At 67.5% G+C, this 21,222-nt stretch carries 19 protein-coding genes; 13 read left to right on the plus strand and 6 right to left on the minus strand.

All coding sequences use genetic code 11. The annotated features are described in order from the left end of the window. Positions 1–29 precede the first annotated feature (29 nt). Positions 30–1,388 (plus strand): glutathione-disulfide reductase, encoded by a 1,359-nt coding sequence (gorA, locus tag BLR24_RS28860; RefSeq protein ID WP_093023875.1) that lies wholly within the window; start codon positions 30–32, stop codon positions 1,386–1,388. A 115-nt stretch (positions 1,389–1,503) separates the two neighbouring features. On the opposite strand, the gene BLR24_RS28865 is transcribed toward gorA, so the two are convergent. After that, positions 1,504–2,496 (minus strand): ketopantoate reductase family protein, encoded by a 993-nt coding sequence (locus BLR24_RS28865; protein WP_368086205.1) that lies wholly within the window; start codon positions 2,494–2,496, stop codon positions 1,504–1,506. A gap of 24 nt (positions 2,497–2,520) precedes the next feature. On the opposite strand from BLR24_RS28865, the gene BLR24_RS28870 reads away from it, so the two are divergent. From BLR24_RS28870 to BLR24_RS28885, 4 genes are all read left to right on the plus strand, one after another. Further along, positions 2,521–3,537 carry a DUF1444 domain-containing protein gene (locus BLR24_RS28870; protein ID WP_093023878.1) on the plus strand — a complete coding sequence of 339 codons (1,017 nt, stop codon included), beginning with the start codon at positions 2,521–2,523 and terminating at the stop codon, positions 3,535–3,537. Positions 3,538–3,571: 34 nt separating this feature from the next. Then, positions 3,572–4,456: a hypothetical protein gene (locus BLR24_RS28875; RefSeq protein WP_139188814.1), complete on the plus strand. Its 885-nt coding sequence runs from the start codon at positions 3,572–3,574 to the stop codon at positions 4,454–4,456. A gap of 31 nt (positions 4,457–4,487) precedes the next feature. Then, on the plus strand, positions 4,488–6,005 hold the full coding sequence (locus BLR24_RS28880) for an AMP nucleosidase (RefSeq protein WP_093023882.1): 1,518 nt from the start codon (positions 4,488–4,490) through the stop codon (positions 6,003–6,005). Between the two features lie 100 nt (positions 6,006–6,105). Next, positions 6,106–7,116 carry a Bug family tripartite tricarboxylate transporter substrate binding protein gene (locus BLR24_RS28885; RefSeq protein ID WP_175543376.1) on the plus strand — a complete coding sequence of 337 codons (1,011 nt, stop codon included), beginning with the start codon at positions 6,106–6,108 and terminating at the stop codon, positions 7,114–7,116. A gap of 9 nt (positions 7,117–7,125) precedes the next feature. On the opposite strand, the gene BLR24_RS28890 is transcribed toward BLR24_RS28885, so the two are convergent. Next, a complete protein-coding gene (locus BLR24_RS28890; protein WP_093023961.1) occupies positions 7,126–7,839 on the minus strand; it encodes an ArsR/SmtB family transcription factor in 714 nt (237 codons plus the stop codon). Between the two features lie 82 nt (positions 7,840–7,921). Here BLR24_RS28890 and BLR24_RS28895 point away from each other — a divergent pair, with 82 nt between their 5' ends. Beyond that, the gene (locus BLR24_RS28895) at positions 7,922–9,103 is read left to right on the plus strand and encodes a cytochrome P450 (RefSeq protein WP_093023884.1); all 1,182 of its coding nucleotides are present in this window, start codon (positions 7,922–7,924) and stop codon (positions 9,101–9,103) included. On the opposite strand, the gene BLR24_RS28900 is transcribed toward BLR24_RS28895, so the two are convergent. Continuing rightward, positions 9,097–10,065 (minus strand): pyridoxamine 5'-phosphate oxidase family protein, encoded by a 969-nt coding sequence (locus tag BLR24_RS28900; RefSeq protein ID WP_093023886.1) that lies wholly within the window; start codon positions 10,063–10,065, stop codon positions 9,097–9,099. The two genes, BLR24_RS28895 and BLR24_RS28900, sit on opposite strands and share 7 nt — an antisense overlap. Then, positions 10,062–10,718: a glutathione S-transferase family protein gene (locus BLR24_RS28905; RefSeq protein WP_093023888.1), complete on the minus strand. Its 657-nt coding sequence runs from the start codon at positions 10,716–10,718 to the stop codon at positions 10,062–10,064. The genes BLR24_RS28900 and BLR24_RS28905 overlap by 4 nt, the downstream gene beginning before the upstream one ends. Before the next feature lie 114 nt (positions 10,719–10,832). Here BLR24_RS28905 and BLR24_RS28910 point away from each other — a divergent pair, with 114 nt between their 5' ends. The 7 genes from BLR24_RS28910 to BLR24_RS28945 all read left to right on the plus strand — a co-directional run bounded on the left by BLR24_RS28910 (position 10,833) and on the right by BLR24_RS28945 (position 17,629). Beyond that, positions 10,833–11,723, plus strand: a complete 891-nt coding sequence (locus tag BLR24_RS28910) for a LysR family transcriptional regulator (RefSeq protein ID WP_093023890.1) — start codon at positions 10,833–10,835, stop codon at positions 11,721–11,723. 90 nt (positions 11,724–11,813) lie between these two features. Beyond that, positions 11,814–12,761 carry an ATP-binding cassette domain-containing protein gene (locus BLR24_RS28915; RefSeq protein ID WP_093023892.1) on the plus strand — a complete coding sequence of 316 codons (948 nt, stop codon included), beginning with the start codon at positions 11,814–11,816 and terminating at the stop codon, positions 12,759–12,761. A gap of 3 nt (positions 12,762–12,764) precedes the next feature. Continuing rightward, entirely contained in the window at positions 12,765–13,613 is an 849-nt protein-coding gene (locus BLR24_RS28920) for an ABC transporter permease (protein WP_093023894.1), read from the plus strand. 662 nt (positions 13,614–14,275) lie between these two features. Then, entirely contained in the window at positions 14,276–14,728 is a 453-nt protein-coding gene (locus BLR24_RS28930; RefSeq protein ID WP_093023896.1) for a MarR family winged helix-turn-helix transcriptional regulator, read from the plus strand. A 97-nt stretch (positions 14,729–14,825) separates the two neighbouring features. Further along, on the plus strand, positions 14,826–15,251 hold the full coding sequence (locus BLR24_RS28935; RefSeq protein WP_093023898.1) for an organic hydroperoxide resistance protein: 426 nt from the start codon (positions 14,826–14,828) through the stop codon (positions 15,249–15,251). 191 nt (positions 15,252–15,442) lie between these two features. Further along, entirely contained in the window at positions 15,443–16,558 is a 1,116-nt protein-coding gene (locus BLR24_RS28940; RefSeq protein ID WP_093023900.1) for a DUF2855 family protein, read from the plus strand. Positions 16,559–16,591: 33 nt separating this feature from the next. Continuing rightward, a complete protein-coding gene (locus tag BLR24_RS28945; protein ID WP_093023902.1) occupies positions 16,592–17,629 on the plus strand; it encodes a serine/threonine protein kinase in 1,038 nt (345 codons plus the stop codon). Between the two features lie 24 nt (positions 17,630–17,653). Here BLR24_RS28945 and BLR24_RS28950 read toward each other — a convergent pair whose 3' ends face one another. Both BLR24_RS28950 and BLR24_RS28955 read right to left on the minus strand, forming a co-directional pair. Further along, complete coding sequence (locus tag BLR24_RS28950) at positions 17,654–18,868, minus strand: VWA domain-containing protein (protein WP_093023904.1); 1,215 nt, start codon at positions 18,866–18,868, stop codon at positions 17,654–17,656. Continuing rightward, positions 18,865–21,201 (minus strand): DUF5682 family protein, encoded by a 2,337-nt coding sequence (locus tag BLR24_RS28955; protein ID WP_093023906.1) that lies wholly within the window; start codon positions 21,199–21,201, stop codon positions 18,865–18,867. Before BLR24_RS28955 ends, BLR24_RS28950 begins: the two co-directional genes overlap by 4 nt. Positions 21,202–21,222 lie beyond the last annotated feature (21 nt).

The raw sequence follows: 21,222 nt of genomic DNA on the forward strand, positions 1-21,222 counted from the left end.
TACAGTCGCCGCCAAGGAGCGTCTTTTCCATGCCCACATTCGACTTCGATCTTTTCGTCATCGGCGGCGGCAGTGGCGGCGTTCGCGCCGCGCGAATGGCCGCGCAGCAAGGCGCGCGCGTGGGATTGGCCGAGGCGGCCGAACTCGGTGGCACCTGCGTCAACGTGGGCTGCATTCCGAAGAAGCTCTACAGCTACGCAGCCGGCTATGCCGAATCCTTCGAGGAGTCCGCCGGCTACGGCTGGAAATTGCCTGAGGCGCCGCAATTCGACTGGGCCTACCTCAAGACGCAGCGCGCCAAGGAAATCACGCGGCTCAACGGTGTGTATGCCTCGCTGCTGAAGAATTCAGGCGTCACGCTGGTCACGGGGTGGGCGCAGCTGGCCGATGGCCACACGGTCGAGGTCGACGGCAAGCGGCACACGGCCCGCCATCTGCTGGTGGCCACCGGCGGCACGCCCTTCGTGCCGGAGATACCGGGACGAGAACACATCGTGACCTCCGACGCGATGTTCGATCTCAGTCCTTTTCCGAAGCGCCTGCTGGTGGTGGGCGGCGGCTACATTGCCTGCGAGTTCGCATCGATCTTCAACGGCCTGGGTGCCAAGGTGACGCAGCTGCATCGCCGCGCGCATCTGCTCACCGGTTTTGACGACGACCTGCGGCAGTTCGTGGCGCACGAAATGGGCAAGGCGGGCGTCGACGTGCGGCTCAACATCGAGGCCACGTCGATCGCGCGCGGCCCGAACGGGCCCGTCGTCACGCTGGCGCGCGGCCAGCAGATCGACGCCGACACGGTGCTCTTTGCCACCGGTCGCGTGCCCAACACGCAGGGCCTCGGCCTGGAGGCCGCGGGCGTGGCGCTCGACGAGCGCGGCGCGATCGCGGTCGATGCGAACTACCGCAGTTCGGTGCCGTCGATCTATGCGGTGGGCGACGTTTCCACCCGCGTGCAGCTCACGCCCGTGGCGCTGGCGGAAGCGATGGTGGTGGTCGATGCCCTGTTCGGCCAGGGCAAGCGCGCCCTCGACTACGAATTCATTCCGACGGCGGTGTTCACGCACCCGAACATCGGCACCTGCGGCTACACCGAGATCGACGCGCGCGCCAGGTTCGGCGAGGTCGCGGTGTTCTCGAGCGAATTCAAGTCGCTGCGCCACACGCTTTCTGGACGCGGCGAGCGCACCTTCATGAAGCTGGTGGTGCAGAAGGCCACCGACCGCGTGGTCGGCCTGCACATGGTGGGCGCCGACGCGGGCGAGATCGTGCAGGGCTTTGCCGTGGCGATGCGCGCGGGCGCGACCAAGGCGCTGTTCGACAGCACCGTGGGCATCCACCCAACGGCGGCTGAAGAATTCGTGACCATGCGCGAACCGATGCCAGGCTAGAGGAAGGGCTCGCCCCCAGTCTTCGCGCACTTCGTGTCGCTACGCCAACCCCCTACCGGGGGCAACACCGGCGGCCCGGCAAAGCCGGTTCCGCGGTGTTTCGCGAATGGGCCCCTCAACAGGACCGCGGCTTACTTTCGAGCAGCTTCACCAGCACAAACAGCACGCGGTTGGCGGGCGTGGGCACGCCGAGCGCCTCGCCGCGCCGCACGACGAAGCCGTTGAGGTGATCGATTTCGCTCGGCTTGCCGCGCGCGAGGTCTTGCGCGGTCGATGAGTATTGCGAGGGCATCGTCTCTGCAATGCCGCGCACGGCGGCGTCGGTGTCGCCGGGTATGGCGACGCCTTCGGCTTTGGCGACGGCGAGGCATTCGGCCACCACGTCACGGATGACCTCGGCCACGCCCTGGCCCTTCACCACCTCGCCATAGGGCAGCTGGGTGATGGCCGATAGCGCGTTGTAGGCGCAGTTCAGAACCAGCTTGGCCCAGAGCGAGCCGCGCACGTTGTCGGAAATCTGCGTGGGCACGCCGGCCGCGGCCAGGTGTTGCGCCACCTGCTCGCTGCTGCGCGAAGGCGCGATCACCAGTTCGCCGCGGCCATGATGCTTCACGTGGCCCGGCCCGGCCATTTCGGTGGCCACGTAGACCACCGCGGCGGCCACGTCGCTGGATGTCAGCACCGAGCGCACGCGCTCGTCGTTGTCCACCCCGTTCTGCAAGGTGAGCACCAGCGCATCGGGCGAAAGATGCGGCTTGATCTGCGCCGCGGCCGATTCGGTGTCGGTGGACTTCACGCAGAACAGCACCAGGTGGGCGCCCTGCACCGCGCTCGCTTCGGTGCTCGCGTCGAGCTTTACCTGCTCGTCGAAAGCCTTTGTCTCCAGCCGCAGCCCGTTGGCGCGCACGGCCTCCACATGCGAGGCCCGCCCGATCAGCACCACCTCGTGGCCCGCCCGCGCCAGCATGGCGCCGTAGTAGCAGCCGACTGCGCCGGCGCCCATGACTGCGACCTTCATTGCTTCACCTTTCGCGGTTGTTGAGGGGAAAGCCGTCGAGGTTAAACGTTCTGAAGCCGGGCACAATCGCGCGGCCCCACAGTTCTCCAACCCTCTGCCCCCAAGGTCTCTGCCATGAGCGTTTCCGCCCTTCGCCTGCGCGAAAACCTGTCTGTCGCGTTCCAGCGCGGCAAGGGGAGCGAGCAGCGCACCGGGCCACTGGGCGCGCCGGCCGTCGCAGGCGACGACCCACCGGCTGTCTACGACTACCTGGGCGACATGCAGCTGCGCTTCATGTTCACGGCGCCCGACGGCACCCAGGCGGTCGCCAAGGAGGCCGACCTGCAACGCCTGAACCTCACACCCGAGCTCGCGATGACGCAAGCGACCGTGAACACGCGCCGTGCGCGCGGCGCGCCCAAGCATGCGCTGTTCGGCCAGAGCGTCTACCAGTTCACCGGCCGCGGCAACGCGGACACCGACGCCAGCTACCTGCTGGACCGCGGCTTCTGGCGCACCCAGCTGCAGGCCTTTCCCAAGGGCGTGGTCGCGGCAATCCCGCGGCGCGGCAGCCTGTTCTTCGCGGACGCCGGCGACAGCGCTGCGACCGAAGAACTCGCGCGCATGGCATCACGCCTGCACCATGCGGCGAGCGAACATCGGGTATCGAATTTTCTGTACATCTTCGGCGCGCGGGGCTGGGAAATTCTTGGCACCCTTCCCGCCGAGGCGCCTGCGCCCAACTCCGCCGCGGGAGGCCGCCCCAGGCCGGGCAGCCGACAACCGGCCCGCGAATCCGTCGAGCCGTACGAAGAACAGGAGCTGTCTCTGTCGCTCGTCGCCAGCGGGCAGAAAACCGTCATCTACTGCCTCATCGCGAACTTCGTGCTGTCGGCCGCCGCGCGCGGAGGATCGATCCCGCCGCTGATCGCCTCGGCGCTGTACATCGCCACGGCGGCGGTGAGCCTGTTCGGCATCGTGCGCATCTGCTCGGGGCTGGGCCATGGCACCTCGGGCAAGGTTCTGTTCATGGTGCTGGCATTCGTTCCGCTGGTGAACCTGATCGCCTTGGTCTACCTGAGTGCCAGGACCAACCGGTTGCTGCGCGCCGCCGGCTGGCGCGTGGGCTTGCTCGGCGCCAAGGCATCGTGAAGAAAGCCGGCGGCCCACGATGAGCGGCAACAGCATGTTCGCAATCCCTGTCGGCCAGCAGGCCAGCCTGTGGCTGAGCTACGCCGTCGTGCTGATGCTGTTGCCGATATGCGCGGCGATTGCCGGCGTTGTCGTGGGCATCTCGAACCGCGGCCAGTCACCGGAAGACGGCAGCCTGGTGCGGCAGTTCCTGTTGTTCCTGGCCATCTTCGCGGCCGCAACCTGGGGCATCAGCCGCTTGCCGTCGGTTCAGTCGCGCATCAATCCAGAGGTCAAGGTCCAGGACCAGCTCCACGCGAACATCGCGTACCAGGCCATCGAAAAATACTCGCCGAGCGACTTGATCACGGTGCGGGAGGCGCTCGGCAAGGAGGTTGCCGGCGGCGCGAGCGTCGCCGATGCCTTCGAGCGCATCCGCCCGGTGTTCGCAACGCTGACCCGTGAGCGGCTGGGTTTTGCCGACCAGGCCACGGCCGTGATGTGGACCCATCTCATGCGCGACGTGCTGCAGCAGGTGAAGGCCTCCGATCCGCAGAAGTGCGTTCGCACGCTGCATCCCGTCGCGGGAAGGCCGCATCCGCTCTCGGAGCCGGTGCTGAACGAGGCCGGCAATGCCGCCTTCCTGAAGGCGGTCGCGGATGTCTACGCTTCCGCCTCGGCCGGCATGCGCCACGACACCGACCGCAAGGACCCGCACGTCGAGCTGCAGGCGCTGCAGATGGAATACCGGCGCGTGATGGATCAGATGCAGGGCGAGTTCGGCGACGACGCCATCCGCACCAAGGACCCCGCGTGGCGCGAAGCGCACCCAGCCCTCTATTGCGACATGGTGCTGCGCAAGACACAGCTCATCTTGCAGCGCGAGCCGGCCATGGCGGGATCGTTGCTGCGCGCATATTGGCGCGGCGATACGAACTGATAAGGCCGCGGCGGCATTGCACAATGCCGACATGCCCTACATGCCCACCTTCGTCGCTCCCGCCCGTTTCACCGACGCCGCCGCCGCTCTCGAACAGGTCAAGTCCATCTACCAGGGCGGGCTTGCCCACCTGCGCGAGTCGATGCTGCGTTTCGTGGCCGGCGAGGCGTTGCCGGGCCGGGTGCGGGCCTGCTATCCGTTCGTGCGGGTGCACACGCACACCGTGTCGCGCCATACGCCGCCGGCCAACGCGGGGCTGAGCTACGGCTTCGTCGCCGGACCGGGCCGCTACGAAACCACGCTCACGCGGCCGGATCTTTTCTCGCGCTACTACCTCGACCAGTTCCGCCTGCTGCTCGAAAACCACCAGGTCGACATCGAGGTCGGCACCAGCACCCAGCCGATCCCCATCCACTTCTCGTTCGCCGAGAACGACCACATCGAAGGCACGATGAGCGAGGAGCGGCGCGCGCTGATGCGCGACGTGTTCGACCTCCCCGATCTGGGCGTGATGGACGACGGCATTGCCAACGGCACCTACGAGGCGCAGGCCGGCGAGGCGCAGCCGCTCTCGCTCTTTACGGCCGCGCGGGTGGATTACTCGCTGCACCGCCTGCGGCACTACACCGGCACGGCGCCCGAGTGGTTCCAGAATTTCGTGCTGTTCACCAACTACCAGTTCTACATCGACGAGTTCGTGCGCCTGGGGCACGAGGCCATGGCCGACGAAAAAAGCGAATACGTCGCCTTCATCGAGCCCGGCAACGTGATCACCCGCCGGCGCGGGCTGCCCGCGGGCGCAAGCACCAACTACGGCGGCCTGCTCGATGGCAGCCAGGGCACGGCGCCGCCGCGCCTGCCCCAGATGCCGGCCTACCACCTGGTGCGCGAGGACTGCAGCGGCATCAGCATGGTGAACATCGGCGTCGGCCCGGCCAATGCCAAGACCATCACCGACCACATCGCCGTGCTGCGCCCCCACGCGTGGATGATGCTGGGCCACTGCGCGGGCCTTCGCAACGCGCAGCAGCTCGGCGACTACGTGCTGGCCCACGCGTATGTGCGGGAGGACCATGTGCTCGACGAAGAACTGCCGCTGTGGGTGCCGATTCCGGCGCTCTCGGAGATCCAGCTCGCGCTGGAGAAAGCGGTGGCCGACGTCACGCGCTACGAAGGGCCCGACCTGAAGAAGATCATGCGCACGGGCACGGTGGCGAGCACCGACAACCGCAACTGGGAGCTTTTGCCCGGAAACCAGCCGCAGCGCCGCTTCAGCCAGAGCCGGGCGGTGGCGCTGGACATGGAAAGCGCCACCATCGCGGCCAACGGCTTCCGCTTCCGGGTGCCCTACGGCACGCTTTTGTGCGTGAGCGACAAGCCGCTGCACGGCGAGATCAAGCTGCCGGGCATGGCCAACCATTTCTACCGCGAACGCGTGGAGCAGCACCTGCGCATCGGCATGCGGGCCATCGACATCCTTCGCGAACAGGGCTCCACACGGCTGCACAGCCGCAAGCTGCGCAGCTTCGCGGAGGTCGCTTTTCAGTAATAGTTGGCACTTCCTAGGGTTTTCACCTACCTCCAGGTGTAGGCAGGCGACGCAATTCGCGTGGATCATTCAGTTACTGTTCTGAACAACTGGAAACAAAATGCCTCGTTCGTCGCTCGCGGGCCTTTCACGCCGCAATTTCAACGCATGGATGGCGGGCGCGGCCGCCGTCGCGGGCGCCGGGCACGCCGCTCTGTGGCCGCGTGCTGCCGGGGCAGCCGAGCCGCAACTCGTCTCGAAGCTGCGCATCGTCATTCCGGCCAATGAAGGCGGCGGCTGGGACCAGACCGGCCGCGCGCTCGGCGCGGCGCTGCTGGCCTCGGGCGCGGCGGGCGAGGTGGCGTACGAAAACATTGGCGGCAAGGGCGGCACCATCGGGCTGGCCAAATACGTCGAAAAATACGATGCCGACCCCGACACGCTGCTGATGAGCGGCATGGTCATGGTCGGTGCGGTGGCGCTGCAGAAGCCGGCCGTCACCATGGCACAGGTCGCGCCCGTCGCGCGTCTCACCAGCGACTACGAGGTGGTGGCGGTGAAAGCCGACTCCCCCATCAAGACGCCGAAGGATCTGATCGCCCAGTTGCGCGCCGATGCGGCCAAGACCGTGATCGCTGGCGGCTCGGCGGGTGGCGTGGACCACATGTACGCCGGCATGCTGGCGCGCGTGGCAGGCAACGCCGCGAACTTGGTCTACCAGCCGTACCCTGGCGGCGCCCAGGTGGTGGAGGCACTCACGACCGGCAAGGCGGTGGCGGGCATCTCGGGCTTCAGCGAATTCAGCGAGAGCCTGTCCAGCGGCAAGCTGCGCGCCATTGGCGTGTCGTCGAAGCGGCCGTTTCTCGGCATTCCGTCGGTGCGCGAGCAGGGCGTGGATGCCGACCTTGCCAACTGGCGCGGCGTACTCACCGGCAAGAAGGTGCCTGCGGACCGCAAGGCCGTGCTGCTCGAAGCCGTGCACCGCGCCACCACCGCCGACGTCTGGCAGAAGACCATCAAGCGCAACAACTGGGATGCGTACTGGATGGCAGGCAAGGATTTCGAGAGCTTTCTCGAGCTGGACCTCGCCATGGCCGGTCCGATGATCTATCTGCTCAAGCTGAAGGCCTGAAGACGCTTTTCAGGCGAAGAGCTCCGGCATCTCGCGCTGCGCCTTGGGCGTGAGCGTCAGTTCGCGCCCGTCGAGCGCCTGACGCACCCAGCCGCGGCGCAGCGACAACTGGAGCCACGCCGCACCGAGCGCGCCGCCCAGATGCGGACGACGCTCGCTCCAGTCGAGGCAGGCGCAGGCAAAGCGTCTCCGAGAGCGGCGCACCGCGTCGATCTCGACACCCAGGCTTTCCAGCGCGATCGCGCCTTCGGGCGTGAGCTCGTACGAACCGCTCTCTAGTCCGCTGAGCCAGCCCTGCGCATGCAGCCGGTCATGCAACGCGACGCCGGCCGTGCCCGCCATGTGGTCGTAGCAGGTGCGCGCAGTGCGCAGCCGGCTTGGGGTGCTCGGCTTGAACTCGGCGGCACGCGGCGCGCCGGCCACCACCATGAGGCTCTCGAGCGCGGCCGCGACGTTGTCGCCGGCCAGGCGGAAGTAGCGGTGCTTGCCTTGCACCAGCAGCTCGACCAGCCGCTCTTCCTTCAGGCGCGCAAGGTGCGCGCTGGCGGTGGAGGCGGCCACCTCGGCCACCGCAGCGAGCTCGGTCGCGGTGCGCGCATGGCCGTCCATCAGACAATTCAGCATGCGCGCGCGCGCGGGCTCGGCAATGGCGCCGGCCAGGCGGGCCAGCTGGAAATCGGCATTAGTTGAAGAGGATGGAGAGGATGGAGAGGACGTGTCCATGCGCCAATCGTAAGTCGCCGGCGCAATCCACACTTCGTTCGCGGGCGAAGTGTGGCGGAAGCTTCGATTGCACACTGCGGACATGAATTCGAGCCCCACCTGCCCCACTTCTTACGCCGACAGCCCTCTCGATCCCGTCGCAGCCGCCACGCATGCCGACCCCTATCCCTTCTATGCCCAACTCCGCGCGGGTCCGCCGCTCGTGTGGAACGAGACGCTGCGCGCGTGGGTCGCGAGCCGCGCCGACGTCATCCAGTCGCTGCTGCTCGCGCACGGCGCGCTGCGCGTACGGCCGGCCGCCGAACCGGTGCCGCGCGCCATCCTGGGCAGCCCGGCCGGTGAGGTGTTCGGCCATCTGGTGCGCATGAACGATGGCACAGCGCACCAGGCGCACCGGCCCGCCCTGCAACGCGCATTGGCCGGGCTGGACCTCGATACCGTTCATTCGGCGGCCTTGCAGGTTGCGCGCAGCGTGCCCACACAACCCTTGTCGGATGCGCTGTTCTCCATGCCGGTTCGGGCGGTGGCTCATCTGCTCGGCTTTGCCGACGACGCGTTGCCGCAAGTCGACCGCTGGATGCGCGATTTCGTCGCCTGCCTGTCGCCGCTCTCCAGCGCCGACCAGTTGCAAGGCGCCAGCGTCGCAGCGAACGAACTCATGGCGCGCTTCGAAACCTTGGCCGCGGGCATGCCGCCGCGAAACGGAAGCTTGCTCGCGGCGGTGCTGGCCGAGAGCGATGCCGCCGCGCCTCTTTCGCGTTCGCTGCTCGCCAACCTCGTCGGTCTGCTCTCGCAAACCTGCGATGCGACGGCGGGTCTGCTGGGCAACAGCCTCATCGCCCTGATGCGCGAGCCTTCGCTGCGTGAAGTCGCGCGAACACGCGACGGATTGCAGGCCGTCGTCGAGGAGACCGCGCGACACGACCCATCGGTGCAGAACACGCGCCGCTTCGCCGTTGAACCCATCGCCATCGCAGGCACGACGTTGGCGGCGGGCGACGCAGTGCTGCTCGTGCTGGCGGCGGCCAATCGCGACCCGGCGTTCAACCCCGACCCCGACCGCTTCACGCTCGTGCGCGCACGGCGCCGCATGCTGGGCTTCGGCCACGGCGTGCACGCCTGTCCGGGGCAGGCGCTGGCCTGCACGCTCGCGGCCGCGGGGCTCGAGGCTTTGCTGAGTCGCGCGCCCGATCTCGATGCGATGCGCGAACGCGGCTGGAGCTACCGCCCTTCAGCCAACGCGCGCATTCCGGTCTTTCACTGACGAGCCCAGCGCCCCGTGCCCGCCAGGTGCGGCGACAGCTCGGCATCGCCCCAGCGCAGCGGCAGCGCGGCAGGCCGGCGCAATGCATGGTCGACATGCAGCCGCAGCAGCCGCTCTGCCCCTTCGAACTGGGCAAGCTCGGGCCCGTCCAGCACGATCTCGGCCGTGGCCGCCACGTGCAAGAGCTCGCCGCTGTCGAAGTCGATGAACAGCAGGCCCGCGCGCGGATGCGCCACCAGGTTGCCCAGCGTGTTGAAGAAGCGATTGCCGTTGAAGTCGGGCACGGTCAGCACACCGCCTTCGTCGACGCGAACGAAGCCCGGCAGGCCGCCGCGATGCGACACGTCGACACCGTGCGACCTTGCATCGGCATCGTCGCCGGCGGCCGCTTCTTCGGGATACGCCGTGGCGATGAACAGCGTGTCCGCGCTGCCGATGAGCCGCTCAGCGGCCAAGTCGAGCCTGTCGAGCCGCTGCACCGGCGCGCCAATGTTGTTGCGCGCAGCCGCGAACACGGGCTCACGCGCCTGGATATAGCGCGGGCAGTTGCCGAAGCTCTGCTGCACCTCGACCATGAAGCCCGTGGCATCGAGCGACTCGACCGTGCCGTTCATGCGGTTGCGCCGCCGCGTGTGGGGCTCGATACCCAAGAGACCCAGCGAAGCGCCTTGCGCGAGCTGGCTGGCCAGCGGATCGCCGGCCGCCGGCAACGCATCGACGCGCAGGTGCGTGGCATCGGGTGAATGCACGAACCCCGCGGGCGCCGCGAGCACGCTGGCCCAGGGCTGCAGGCTGGCATCGAGGCTGCCCAACACGAGGAACGGCAGCTGCGCGAAGAATTCGCGGTGCTGGTCAGGCATGTAGTCGCGCATCACGCGCGGGCCCGCGGCCTCCATGCGATCGCGCCAGCCGGTCTGGGCTTGCAGCGCGCGCTCGCCGGCGTGGAAGGGTGCGGCGATCATGATGCCGCCGCTGCGAGTCCGACCGGCGTGCGCACCATCGACACGAAACCGGGCAAGGCCTCCACGCGCGCCAGCCAGGCGCGCACATGCGGATACGGATCGAGCGACACGCTGCCTTCGGGCGCATGCGCAACGTACGCATAGTTCGCAATGTCGGCCAGCGTGGCGGAAGGGCCGGCCAGGAAGGGCTGCTGCGCCAGGTGGATCTCCATCACCGCGAGCAGCGCGTGCGAGCGCGTCGCGGCTTCGCCGGAGTCGGCGCGGCCGAACAGCGCCATGACGCGCGCCGCCGCGGGGCCATAGGCAAGCGGTCCGGCCGCCACCGAGAACCAGCGCTGCACGCGCGCCGCACCCACCGGGTCGCGCGGCATCCAGGCCGCCGGATCGGCCGCGTAGCGCTCGTTGAGGTAGACCAGGATCGCGTTCGAGTCGGCCAGCGTGACCTCGCCGTCCTCGATCACCGGCACCTGGCCGAAGGGGTTGCGCGCCAGGAACTCGGGCGTGCGGTTCGCGCGCTGCTTGAGGTCGAGTTCGATGCTCTCGAAGGGCAGGCCGAGCATCGAGAGAAACAACCGCACCCGGTGCACGTGGCCGGAGATGGCGCTGCCGTAGAGCTTGATGGGTTGTGCGGGAAGGCGGGCGACGGCGTTCATGGAGAGGTCCTTTTTGGAATGGTGGATGGCGTGACCCGATTCTTCTCTCTTGCGGCAAATGAATGAATAGCCATTCTTGGATTTGACTGCTGCGTTTTCCGGTTTAATTGCGCCATGGACCGCTTCAAAGCCATGCAGACCTTCGTGCAGATTGCCGATCAGGGGAGCCTGACCCGCGCCGCCGAATCGATGGGCAGTTCGCTGCCCGCGGTGGTGCGCTCTCTTGCCGCACTCGAGGCGCACCTGGGCGTGCGACTCTTTCATCGCACCACGCGCCGCCTCTCGCTGACCGAGGAAGGCCGCCACTATCTGCCCAGCGCGCGCGAAGTGCTGCTCGCAGCCGATGCCGCGGACCTTGCGCTCAAGGCCGAGGCGCACGAGCCCGCGGGTCTGCTCACCATCACTGCGCCGGTGCTGTTCGGCCATATGTACGTGGCGCCGGCCATCACGCGCTTCATGAAGCGCTACGACAAGGTGCGCTGCAGCGTGCTGCTGTACGACCGCACGGTGAACCTGCTGGAGGAAAACATCGACATCGGCATCCGCATCAGCCCGCTGCAGGATTCATCGCTCGTGGCGCAGACGCTCGGCACCATCCGGCGCGTGGTGGCGGCGAGCCCCGACTTCCTCGCGAACCATGGCACGCCGCGGCATCCACGCGACCTTGCCGGCGCCCCCTGCGTGCGCGGCCGCATCGACGCGCCGCCGCAGTGGCAGTTTCACGAGCGCGGCAAGACCGTGAACGTGACGCCTAGCAACCGGCTCGAGTTCAACCACCTCGCGCCCGCCGTGGAGGCATGCGCCGCGGGCATGGGGTTTGGCACTTTCTTCTCGTACCAGGTGTTGCCGTACGTGGCGCAAGGCCGGTTGAAGCTGGTGCTCGAAGACTACGAACCGCCACCGCGGCCCGTGAGCGTGATCTACCCGAACGCGCGGCTGCTACCGGCGCGCACGCGGGCGTTCATCGACTGGATGAAGAGCGAATTCAGCGGCATGCGGATGTAGCCCCCCCGACTGCTGCTCCGAACTCTCCGGCGTTGTCCATCGGTTGAAGCGCGGGCGACAGGCTTCGCGCGCCTGGGCCAGAATGGTCGCGTGCCATCCTCCTACTCTTCTTCGCCCATCCCTCTTTTCCGCGCCAGCCATCTTCAGAAGCGCTATGGCGACACCACCGTCGTCGACGACCTGTCGTTCGAGATCTCGCCCGGTGAATGTCTGGGCGTGATCGGCCCGAACGGCGCGGGCAAGACCACCACGATCCGCATGTGCCTGGGCCTGACCACCCCCGACGGCGGTGAGATCTCGGCGCTGGGCCTGCAGATGCCGCGCGATGCGCTCGCCATCAAGGCGCAGCTTGGCGTGGTCTCGCAGTTCGACACGCTCGATCCCGACTTCAGCTGCGCCGAGAACCTCGTGGTGTACGGCCGCTACTTCGGCTTCAGCAAGGCAAAGGCGAGCGAGCGCGTACCGCAGCTGCTGGAGTTTGCCGCCCTCTCGCACAAGGCGAATGCGAAGCCGGGCGAACTGTCGGGCGGCATGCGGCGGCGCCTTTCGCTGGCGCGTGCGCTGGTGAACGACCCCAAGCTGCTGCTGCTCGACGAGCCGACCACCGGGCTCGATCCGCAGGCGCGGCACCTGATGTGGGAGCGGCTGCAGGTTTTGCTGCAGCAAGGCAAGTCGATTCTCCTGACCACGCACTTCATGGACGAGGCCGAGCGCCTGTGCTCGCGCCTGCTGGTGCTCGACCACGGCCGAAAGATTGCCGAAGGACGGCCGCGCGACCTGATCGCCGAACACCTGGAGCCCGATGTGGTCGAGGTGTATGGCAACGGCGCGCTCTCGCTGGCCGAGTCGCCCGAACTCAAGGCCATGGCGGCCCGCGTGGAAGTGAGCGGAGAGACGGTGTTCTTCTACACGCAGGATGCGCGCCGCCTGCTCGATGCGCTGGCGCAGCACGGCCGGCTGCGCACCTTTCATCGGCCCGCTAACCTCGAAGACCTTTTTCTCAAGCTCACGGGCCGGCAGATTCGCCAGGAGGGCTGATCCATGAACGCTACGACGACGACAACACCATCTACGGCCCTCGGCAGCACGCCGCCATCGCCTTCGGTATGGCGCGCGCCCGAACTCTCGCTGCGCTGGTGGCCGGTTTTCCTGCGCAACCTGCTGGTGTGGAAAAAGCTCGCGATACCGAGCCTCATCGGCAACATCGCCGAGCCGCTGATCTGGCTCGTGGCCTTCGGCTACGGCATGGGCGCGCTAGTCGGCGAGGTGTCAGTCAACGGAACGCGGGTGCCCTACATCCTGTTTCTGGCGAGCGGTTCGATCTGCATGAGCGCGATGAATGCCGCGAGTTTCGAGGCGCTGTACTCGGCCTTCTCGCGCATGCACGTGCAGAAAACCTGGGACGGCATCATGAACGCGCCGGTCGGGCTCGACGACATCGTGCTGGCGGAGATGCTGTGGGCGGCATTCAAGTCGATCTTCACCGTGACCGCGATCCTGTTCGTGATGCTCGGGCTGGGGATCAGCCACAGTCCGAAACTTGTGGTGGCCTGGATGGTGCTGATCGGGGCCGGCATCACCTTCTCATCCATTGCGTTGATCTTCAATGCGCTGGCGAAGGGGTATGACTTTTTTACGTACTACTTCACGTTGTTCATGACGCCGATGATGTTCTTGAGCGGCGTGTTCTTTCCTTTGGAGCAATTGCCTTCTGCTGTTCGGGCCGTGGCGGCTTGGCTGCCGTTAACTACTGCGGTGGCGCTGGTGAGGCCGTTGTTCATGGATCAGTGGCCTGTGGGGTGGTGGCGGCATGCGGTGGTGTTGGCGGTTTATGCGGTTGTGGCTTTTTGGATTGCTTTGGGGCTGACTCGAAAGAGGTTTCGGGGGTAGCTGGTTGCTGGATTTTTTTTGTTGTCCGAGGCCGGGTGTCGCCCCGGCGGGCGACTCACTTTCTTTGCTTCGCCAAGGAAAGTAAGCAAAGAAAGGCGACCCCTACTGTCTGCGTCCCTTCGCTTCGCTACGGGAAACCTGCTGTGCTCGACTCCGGCGGGGGTCCGCAGAACTCGCTTCGCTCAAACAGCTGCGGCCCTGATCCCACCTCCATCTGCGCTCCTCGGCGCATACAGAAGGGGTGGGAGCGGGCGGCCTTCGCTCCCGCTCGGCCCCAAGTCCAACAGCCAACTCAATACCAACCCCCGCAGGCGCTGTGCGCCTGCGGGGGCCTGGTGGCCGAGCGAAGCAAAGGCCCGCGTGGTCTCCAAGCCCCTCTGTATGCGCCGAGGAGCGCAGGGTTTCGCGGATCAGGGCTCGCAGCTGTTTGAGCGAAGCGAGTTCTGCGAGACCCCGCGAAACCCGAGCACCGCAGGTTGCCCGCAGCGAAGCGAAGGGTCGCAGACAGTGGGGTCGCCTTTCTTTTGCCTACGTTTCTTTGGCGAAGCAAAGAAAAGTAGGTCGCCCGCCGGGGCGAGACCCGGCCTCGGAAAACAAACACTCAAAAGCAAGCCAAAAACATTACATTGCACACAATTGAATTGCACGCTACAATTCACTCTATGCCTACCCAACATGCCTCAGACGAAATGCTCAAGCTGGACAACCAGCTCTGCTTTGCCGTCTATTCCGCCTCGTTGGCCATGACCCGCCTCTACAAGCCGGTCCTGGAAAAGCTGCAGCTCACCTACCCCCAATACCTCGTGATGCTCGCCCTCTGGGAGCAAGACGGCCCCACCGTCTCCGCACTCGGCGAACGCCTTTCACTCGACTCCGGCACGCTCACGCCACTGCTCAAGCGGCTCGAAGCCAGCGGCTACGTGGCCAGGGTGCGCGACACGGCCGACGAGCGCCGCGTGCACATCACGCTCACCGCCGCCGGCCGCAAGCTGAAGACCCGCGCCGCCAACGTGCCCGAATGCCTGATGGCGGCCGCGCAGTGCTCGGTGCCCGAACTGATTTCGCTTACCCAGCAGATCCAGTCGCTGCGCGACCGCATCAAGAAAGCGGCCTGACGACGGGCCACCCCGGTTTTCTCCCCGCTTCGATCGAAAAAAGAGAGAAGCAGCTTTTTCACCCTCCTCCATCACCATCATCATCAAAGGAATCACCATGACCACCAAGCTCGACAAGGTTCTCTACACCGCTGAAGCCCATACCGTCGGCGGCCGCGACGGCGCAGGCAAGTCCAGCGACGGCGCCATCGACGTCAAGCTGAGCTCGCCCGGTTCGGGCAAGCCCGGCACCAACCCCGAGCAGCTGTTCGCGGTCGGCTACGCCGCCTGCTTCATCGGTGCGATGAAGGCCGTCGGCCCGAAGATCGGCGTCAAGGTGCCTGAAGACGTGGCCATCGACTCGAAGGTTTCCCTCGGCCCGACGAACGGTGGCGCTGCCTATGGCATTTCCGTCCAGCTCTCGATCACGCTGCCCGGCCTGGACGCCGACCAGAAGCAAAAGCTGGTCGACACCGCCCACCAGGTGTGCCCGTACTCGAACGCCACGCGCGGCAACATCGACGTCGAACTGACGATCGCCTGAGTTCGCGCACAGCACAGCTCAACGCAGCAAAAAGCGCCCCGGCCACAAGCCGGGGCGCTTTTTTCATGTGCGCGCCGTGTCTCACGGGTGACGCCGAAACGCACCGCGCGATGGCGCCTTTCATCAAGCTTGGCTAATGTGGCTGCACGACGCCTCACCGCAACCCATTCCACCGTGGAGATCGAGACACCATGAGCACCACCAGCTTCCTGATCCGCAAGGACCAGCTCCCCACCACGCGCCTGCACACCGCCACCAACGAGCCGCTGGCCGACGGCCAGGTACGCGTTCGCATCGACAGCTTCGCGCTCACCTCCAACAACATCACCTACGCGGCCTTTGGCGATGCCATGAGCTATTGGCAGTTCTTCCCGACCGGCGAAGAAGGCTGGGGCAGCATCCCGGTGTGGGGGTTCGGCAGCGTGGTGCAGTCGCTGCACCCGGGGGTGGCGGTGGGCGAGCGGCTCTATGGCTACTGGCCGATGTCGTCGACTGCGGTGCTGAGCCCGGACCGTCTCACTTCCGCGCGCTTCACCGATGCTGCTGCGCACCGCGCGGCGCTGCCCGCGGTCTACAACCAGTATTTCCGCTGTAACGCCGATCCGCTGTACACACCGGACACCGAAGACCTGCAGGCGCTGCTGCGCCCTCTGTTCATCACCTCGTGGCTGATCGACGACTTCATGGCCGACAACGATTTCTTCGGCGGCAGCACCATGCTGCTGTCGAGCGCATCTAGCAAGACGGCCTACGGCACGGCATTCCAGCTGCACCAGCGCAAAGGCATCGAGGTGATCGGCCTGACCTCGCCCGCCAACGTGGCCTTCTGCGAAAGCCTGGGCTGCTACGACCGGGTGGTGACCTACGACGCACTCGACACCATCGCGGCCGACACGCCCGCCGTGTACGTGGACTTCGCCGGCAATGGCGAGCTCCGCAATGCCATTCACGCGCGCTTCGCGAACCTGAAGTACAGCTGCTCGATAGGCGGCACGCACGTCGAGCAACTCGCCGCCCAGGGCGCGGGCAAGGACCTGCCGGGCCCGCGCGCCACGCTGTTCTTTGCGCCAGCGCAGATCAAGAAGCGCACCGCCGAGTGGGGCGCCGACGAATTCGGCCGCCGCATGGTGGCCGCCTGGCACGACTTCCTTGCCGCGGTGACCCGCGCGAAGAACCCCTGGCTGCGTCCCGAACACCACCATGGCGGCGAGGCGGTGCAGACAGCGTATGCGCAGGTGCTGGCCGGCAAGGGCGACCCGCGCACCGGACATATTCTTTCGCTTTACAAACAACCCGGCGGGCTGTGACGCCGGGAGGGCCCATGTAGCGACAATCGCTGCATGACCCCTTCCCCCGCGACGCCTGCCAACACACATCCTTACGAGAGCCTCACGCCCGACGTGGTGCTCGACGCGCTCGCGACGCTCGGCCTGCACGGCGACGGTCGGCTCACCGGCCTCAACTCCTATGAGAACCGGGTTTATCAGGTGTTCCTGGAGGACCGCAGTGCGGTCGTGGTCAAGTTCTACCGGCCCGAGCGCTGGAGCGAGGCCGCGATCCTCGAAGAGCACGGCTTCTCGCTCGAACTCGCAGCAGCCGAAGTGCCCGCCGTGGCGCCGCTGGCCTTCGACGGCACCACCCTGCACCACCACTGCGGCTTCGCCTTCAGCGTGAGCCCGTATCGCGGCGGCCGCGCGCCGGAGCTCGACGATTTCGAAGTGCTCGAATGGGTCGGCCGGTTTCTCGCGCGCATCCACACCGTGGGCAGCGCCAAGCCTTTCGAGGCCCGGCCTGCGCTGGACCTGCAGACTTTCGGCATCGCCTCGCGCGACTGGCTGCTGGGGCACGACAAGGTGCCGCTCGACGTCCAGCGCGACTGGGAAAAGGCCTGCAACGAGGCGCTCGACATGATCGCCGCCACCGCGCTGGCGGTGGACGCCCCCGCTTCCTCCGGCTTCCAGCCGCGCAAGCTGCGGCTGCACGGCGACGTGCACCCCGGCAACATCCTGTGGACGCCCACCGACCGCCCGGGCGGCGGCCCGCACTTCGTCGACCTCGACGACGCGCGCACGGGCTTTGCGGTGCAGGATCTGTGGATGCTGCTCTCGGGCGAACGCGCGCAGCGCACCGCGCAACTCTCGGGACTGCTCGACGGCTACGAGCAGTTCCGCGAGTTCGACCGCCGCGAACTCGCGTTGATCGAGCCACTGCGCACCTTGCGGCTCATCCACTACAGCGCCTGGCTCGCCCGGCGCTGGGAAGACCCGATCTTTCCGATCAACTTTCCGTGGTTCGGCTCCAGCGACTACTGGAAGGGCCAGATCCTCGTGCTGCAGGAGCAGTGCGAGCAGATGGCCGAAGAACCGCTTTATGCCTGAGCGAGCGCCCGGCGGGCGACTGCGCTATGCCGCCCGGCTGGTCTTCAGGCCCTGCCCCGCCGCCCAGGCGGCGACGTCCTCGCGCTTGATGGCCGCGGCCATCAAGCCCGGGAACGCGTCCGGCGTGCAGGCGAACGACGGCACGCCGAGCGCGGCCAGCTTGGCGGCCAGGTCGCGGTCGTAGGCGGGCGCGCCCTCGTCGCTGAGCGCCAGCAGCGCGATGAACTGCACGCCGGCCTCGACCAGTTCGTTGGCACGCCGCAGCAGGTTGCCTTCGACCCCGCCTTCGTACAGGTCGGAGATCAAAATCAGGATGGTGTTGCGCGGCTCCCGCACCAGGCTCTGGCAGTAGCCCACCGCGCCGTTGATGTCGGTGCCGCCGCCCAGCTGCACGCCGAACAGCAGGTCCACCGGGTCTTGCAGCTGCTCGGTCATGTCGACCACGGCGGTGTCGAACACCACGAGCTTGGTCGACACGGCCGGCAGGCTCGCCATGACGGCGCCGAAGATGCTCGAATAGACCACCGAGGCGGCCATCGAGCCGCTCTGGTCGATGCACAGGATCACCTCGCGCTGCGGCTGGCGGGCCTTGCGGCCGTAGCCGACCAGCGTCTGCGGCACCACGGTGCGGTACTCTGGCTGCCAGTGGCGCAGGTTGGCGCGGATGGTGCGGTTCCAGTCGATCTCCGAATGGCGCGGCCGGCGGTTGCGCTGGCTGCGGTTGAGCGCACCGCTCACGGCGCTACGCATCGGCTCCTCGAGCCGCTTCATGAGTTCGTCGACCACCTTGCGCACCACGGCGCGCGCGGTGTCCTTGGTGCCGGCCGGAATCACGCTCGACAACGCCACGAGGTTCGCAACCAGGTGCACGTCGGGCTGCGCGTTCTCGAGCATCTCGGGCTGCAGCAGCATCTGGCGCAGGTTGAGCCGCTCCATCGCATCGCGCTGCATCACCTGCACCACCTGGCTCGGAAAGTACTTGCGGATGTCGCCGAGCCAGCGCGCCACGCTGGGCGCCGAATCACCGCGTCCGCCGCGCTGGCCGCCTTGGCCCAGGCCGCGGCGGCCGTCGGCTTCATAGAGCGCGGCAAGCGCCTGGTCGATCTCGCGCACGCGGCCCTCGACGGCGCCGCAGCTGGCGTTGGCCTCGCTGCCAAGCACGAGCCTCCAGCGCTGCAGGCGGCCGGTGGGTGGCGGGGCCTCTTCTTCGATGTCGACGGGGTCCGGATTCACGCTCATGCTTTCACTCCCAGCAATTCCCGCAGCATTGGCAGCGCGAGCACCGCGCGTCCTTCGTCCCAGTCGGCCGCGGCGGTGGCCGTCGAAGCCGTACCGCCCGCGGCGCCGCGCCTGGCGCGTTCGCCCAGGGCACGCCGGTCGGCGCCCGAAAAATCCGCGAAGCTGCGGCGCACCAGCGGCAGCACCTGAACGAAGTGTTCTTCGCCGAGCCCCGAGAGCCAGCCGTCGACCAGCGACCAGACGGCCTCGTCGTGCAGCAGCACCATCGCATTGCGGTTGAGAAAACCTTCGAGCCACGCGGCCGCTTCCGTCGGCGGTGCGCCGGAAGAAAGGTTGCGCGCGAGCTGCTGCGAAGCGCCATCGCCGTCGAGCTGCGCGTCGTCGAGCAGCAGCCGGCAGCTCACGCCGCGCAAGAGCGAGGCCGCGCTTTCGCTGAAGGCGATGGCGCGCAGTGCAGCACGCCAGGCGGTAGTGGTCTCTTCGCCGTCTCGCAGCCGAACCGCGTCGTGCGCGGCGATGAGCCGGGTGCGGAGCGCCTCGGCCGCTTCGGCATCGAGCGCACCGCAGGCGATCGGCAGGCCGATGGCGCCGCGCACGATCAGGCTGTCCAGCACGTGCGAGAGCAGCGCGCTGTCGGTCTGGCGCACGCTGCCGTAGCGGAACACGTTGGCCAGCGGCGGCACCGCGCCGATGAGCTGCACCGCATCGCCGGTGAGCGCGGCGCGGTCTTCGAGCGCGCGGGTCACGGCCTGCACGGCCACTGGCAGGTCGGCCAGCAGCACGATGTCGACCTGCTCGGCCAGTGCGGTGAGCGAGGTTTCCGCGGCCAGTCCTTCCATCACGCGCGCGCTCGCGGCGTGGGCCACGGTGGCGCCGAAGCGGCTGGCTTCGATGATGCGCAGCGCGAACTCGGGCTGCCACTGCAACTGCCACACCTCGTGGAAGGTACCGCGGCTCGCGCGCTGGCCGGCGGTGATCTCGCCCCAGGGCAGGTCGAGCAGGCGCAGGCGGTGCAGCAGGTGGCTGCGCGCAAGGTCGTTGGGCTGGCGCAGATCGAGGTCGAGCGTCTTCGCGGTCGCTTCGGGCTTGAGGCGCAGGCTTTTTTGCGCCTGCTCGATGTCACGCTGCAGCGGCACGGTCGGCACTTCGGCGGGCACCTGGCCCATGCGGTCGCCGACGGTGAGGCGCTCGCGGATCAGCGTGAGCGGCGCCTGCTCGCCCATGCAGATGACGCAGCGTACGGCCTCGTCGAGTTCGGGCAGGCCGGGCGCGGGGCGCTCGCGCAGCGCGGCCAGGGTGTCGGCGAGGCGCGTGGCCTCGATCAAATGGGCGGACGAACAATCGAGGTCGTACGCGCGCAGCAGCCTGGCGACACGTGCAAGCCAGCCCGTCGTGCGGCCGGCCACCTCGTGTCCCTGCTGCCACAGGTGTTCGTACCAACCGGGCGAATCGATGCCGGCACCGTAGCCGCTGGCGCTGGTGAGGTGGCGATAGGTCCACGGCACCCAGGTGGCGAGCACCTTGAGCTTGGGCAGGCCCTTGAGCAACGCGGCATCGACCTTGGCGGTGGCCGCGCCTTGCAGCGCGGGCACATGCCAGGCGCCGCAGACGACGGCGATGCGCTGGTGGCCCGCTTTCACGGCCTCGCGGATCGATTGCCGCATGAAGGCTTCGCGCTGCTGTTCGCGCTGCATGGCGCGTTGCCCGCGCCGGTCCTCGGGCGTTTCGGCGCGCACGGCAGTCATGGCCTCGGCGATGGCGCCGAACAAATCTTCGCCGTCGCCGCGCTCCTCGACCATGTGGTTCCACCAGCTTTCGCCGTCGGCATAGCCCGCGGCGTGGGCGAGCCAGTCGAAGGGGTCATCGGGCAGTGCTGCGGCGGCCACTGGTTCCTGCTCTGGCGCTTCGAGCGTTTCGGAGACGGGCACCTTGTCGGTCTCGTCGTCGTCGAGCGGTGTTTCGACCGGTGCTTCAGCCTTGGCCTCGTCGGCCTCGCGCGCCGCCTGGTCGATAGCCATGCGATGCGCCTGGGGCAGGTCGATGAATCGCGTGGGCAGGCCGTGCTTCACGCCCCATTGCAGCGCCTGCCACTCGGGCGAGAACTCGGCAAACGGGTAGAAGGCAGCCAGGCGCGTGTCGTCGTTCGCATGCACCAGCATCGCGACCGGCGGACGCAGTTCGGCATGCGCCATGAAGGAAAGCAGGCCCTCGGCCTCGGGCGGCCCTTCGACCAGGATGCAGTCGGGCTGCAGCGATTCGAAGGCGCGCAGCAGACTGCGCGCGCAGCCGGGCCCGTGGTGGCGGATGCCGAAGTAGTGCAGCGGTGAGGCCATGTGCGGATCGCGTGAGGACGC

Origin of the sequence: Variovorax sp. OV700 (genome assembly GCF_900099805.1) — a bacterium.
Taxonomy (GTDB): domain Bacteria; phylum Pseudomonadota; class Gammaproteobacteria; order Burkholderiales; family Burkholderiaceae_C; genus Variovorax.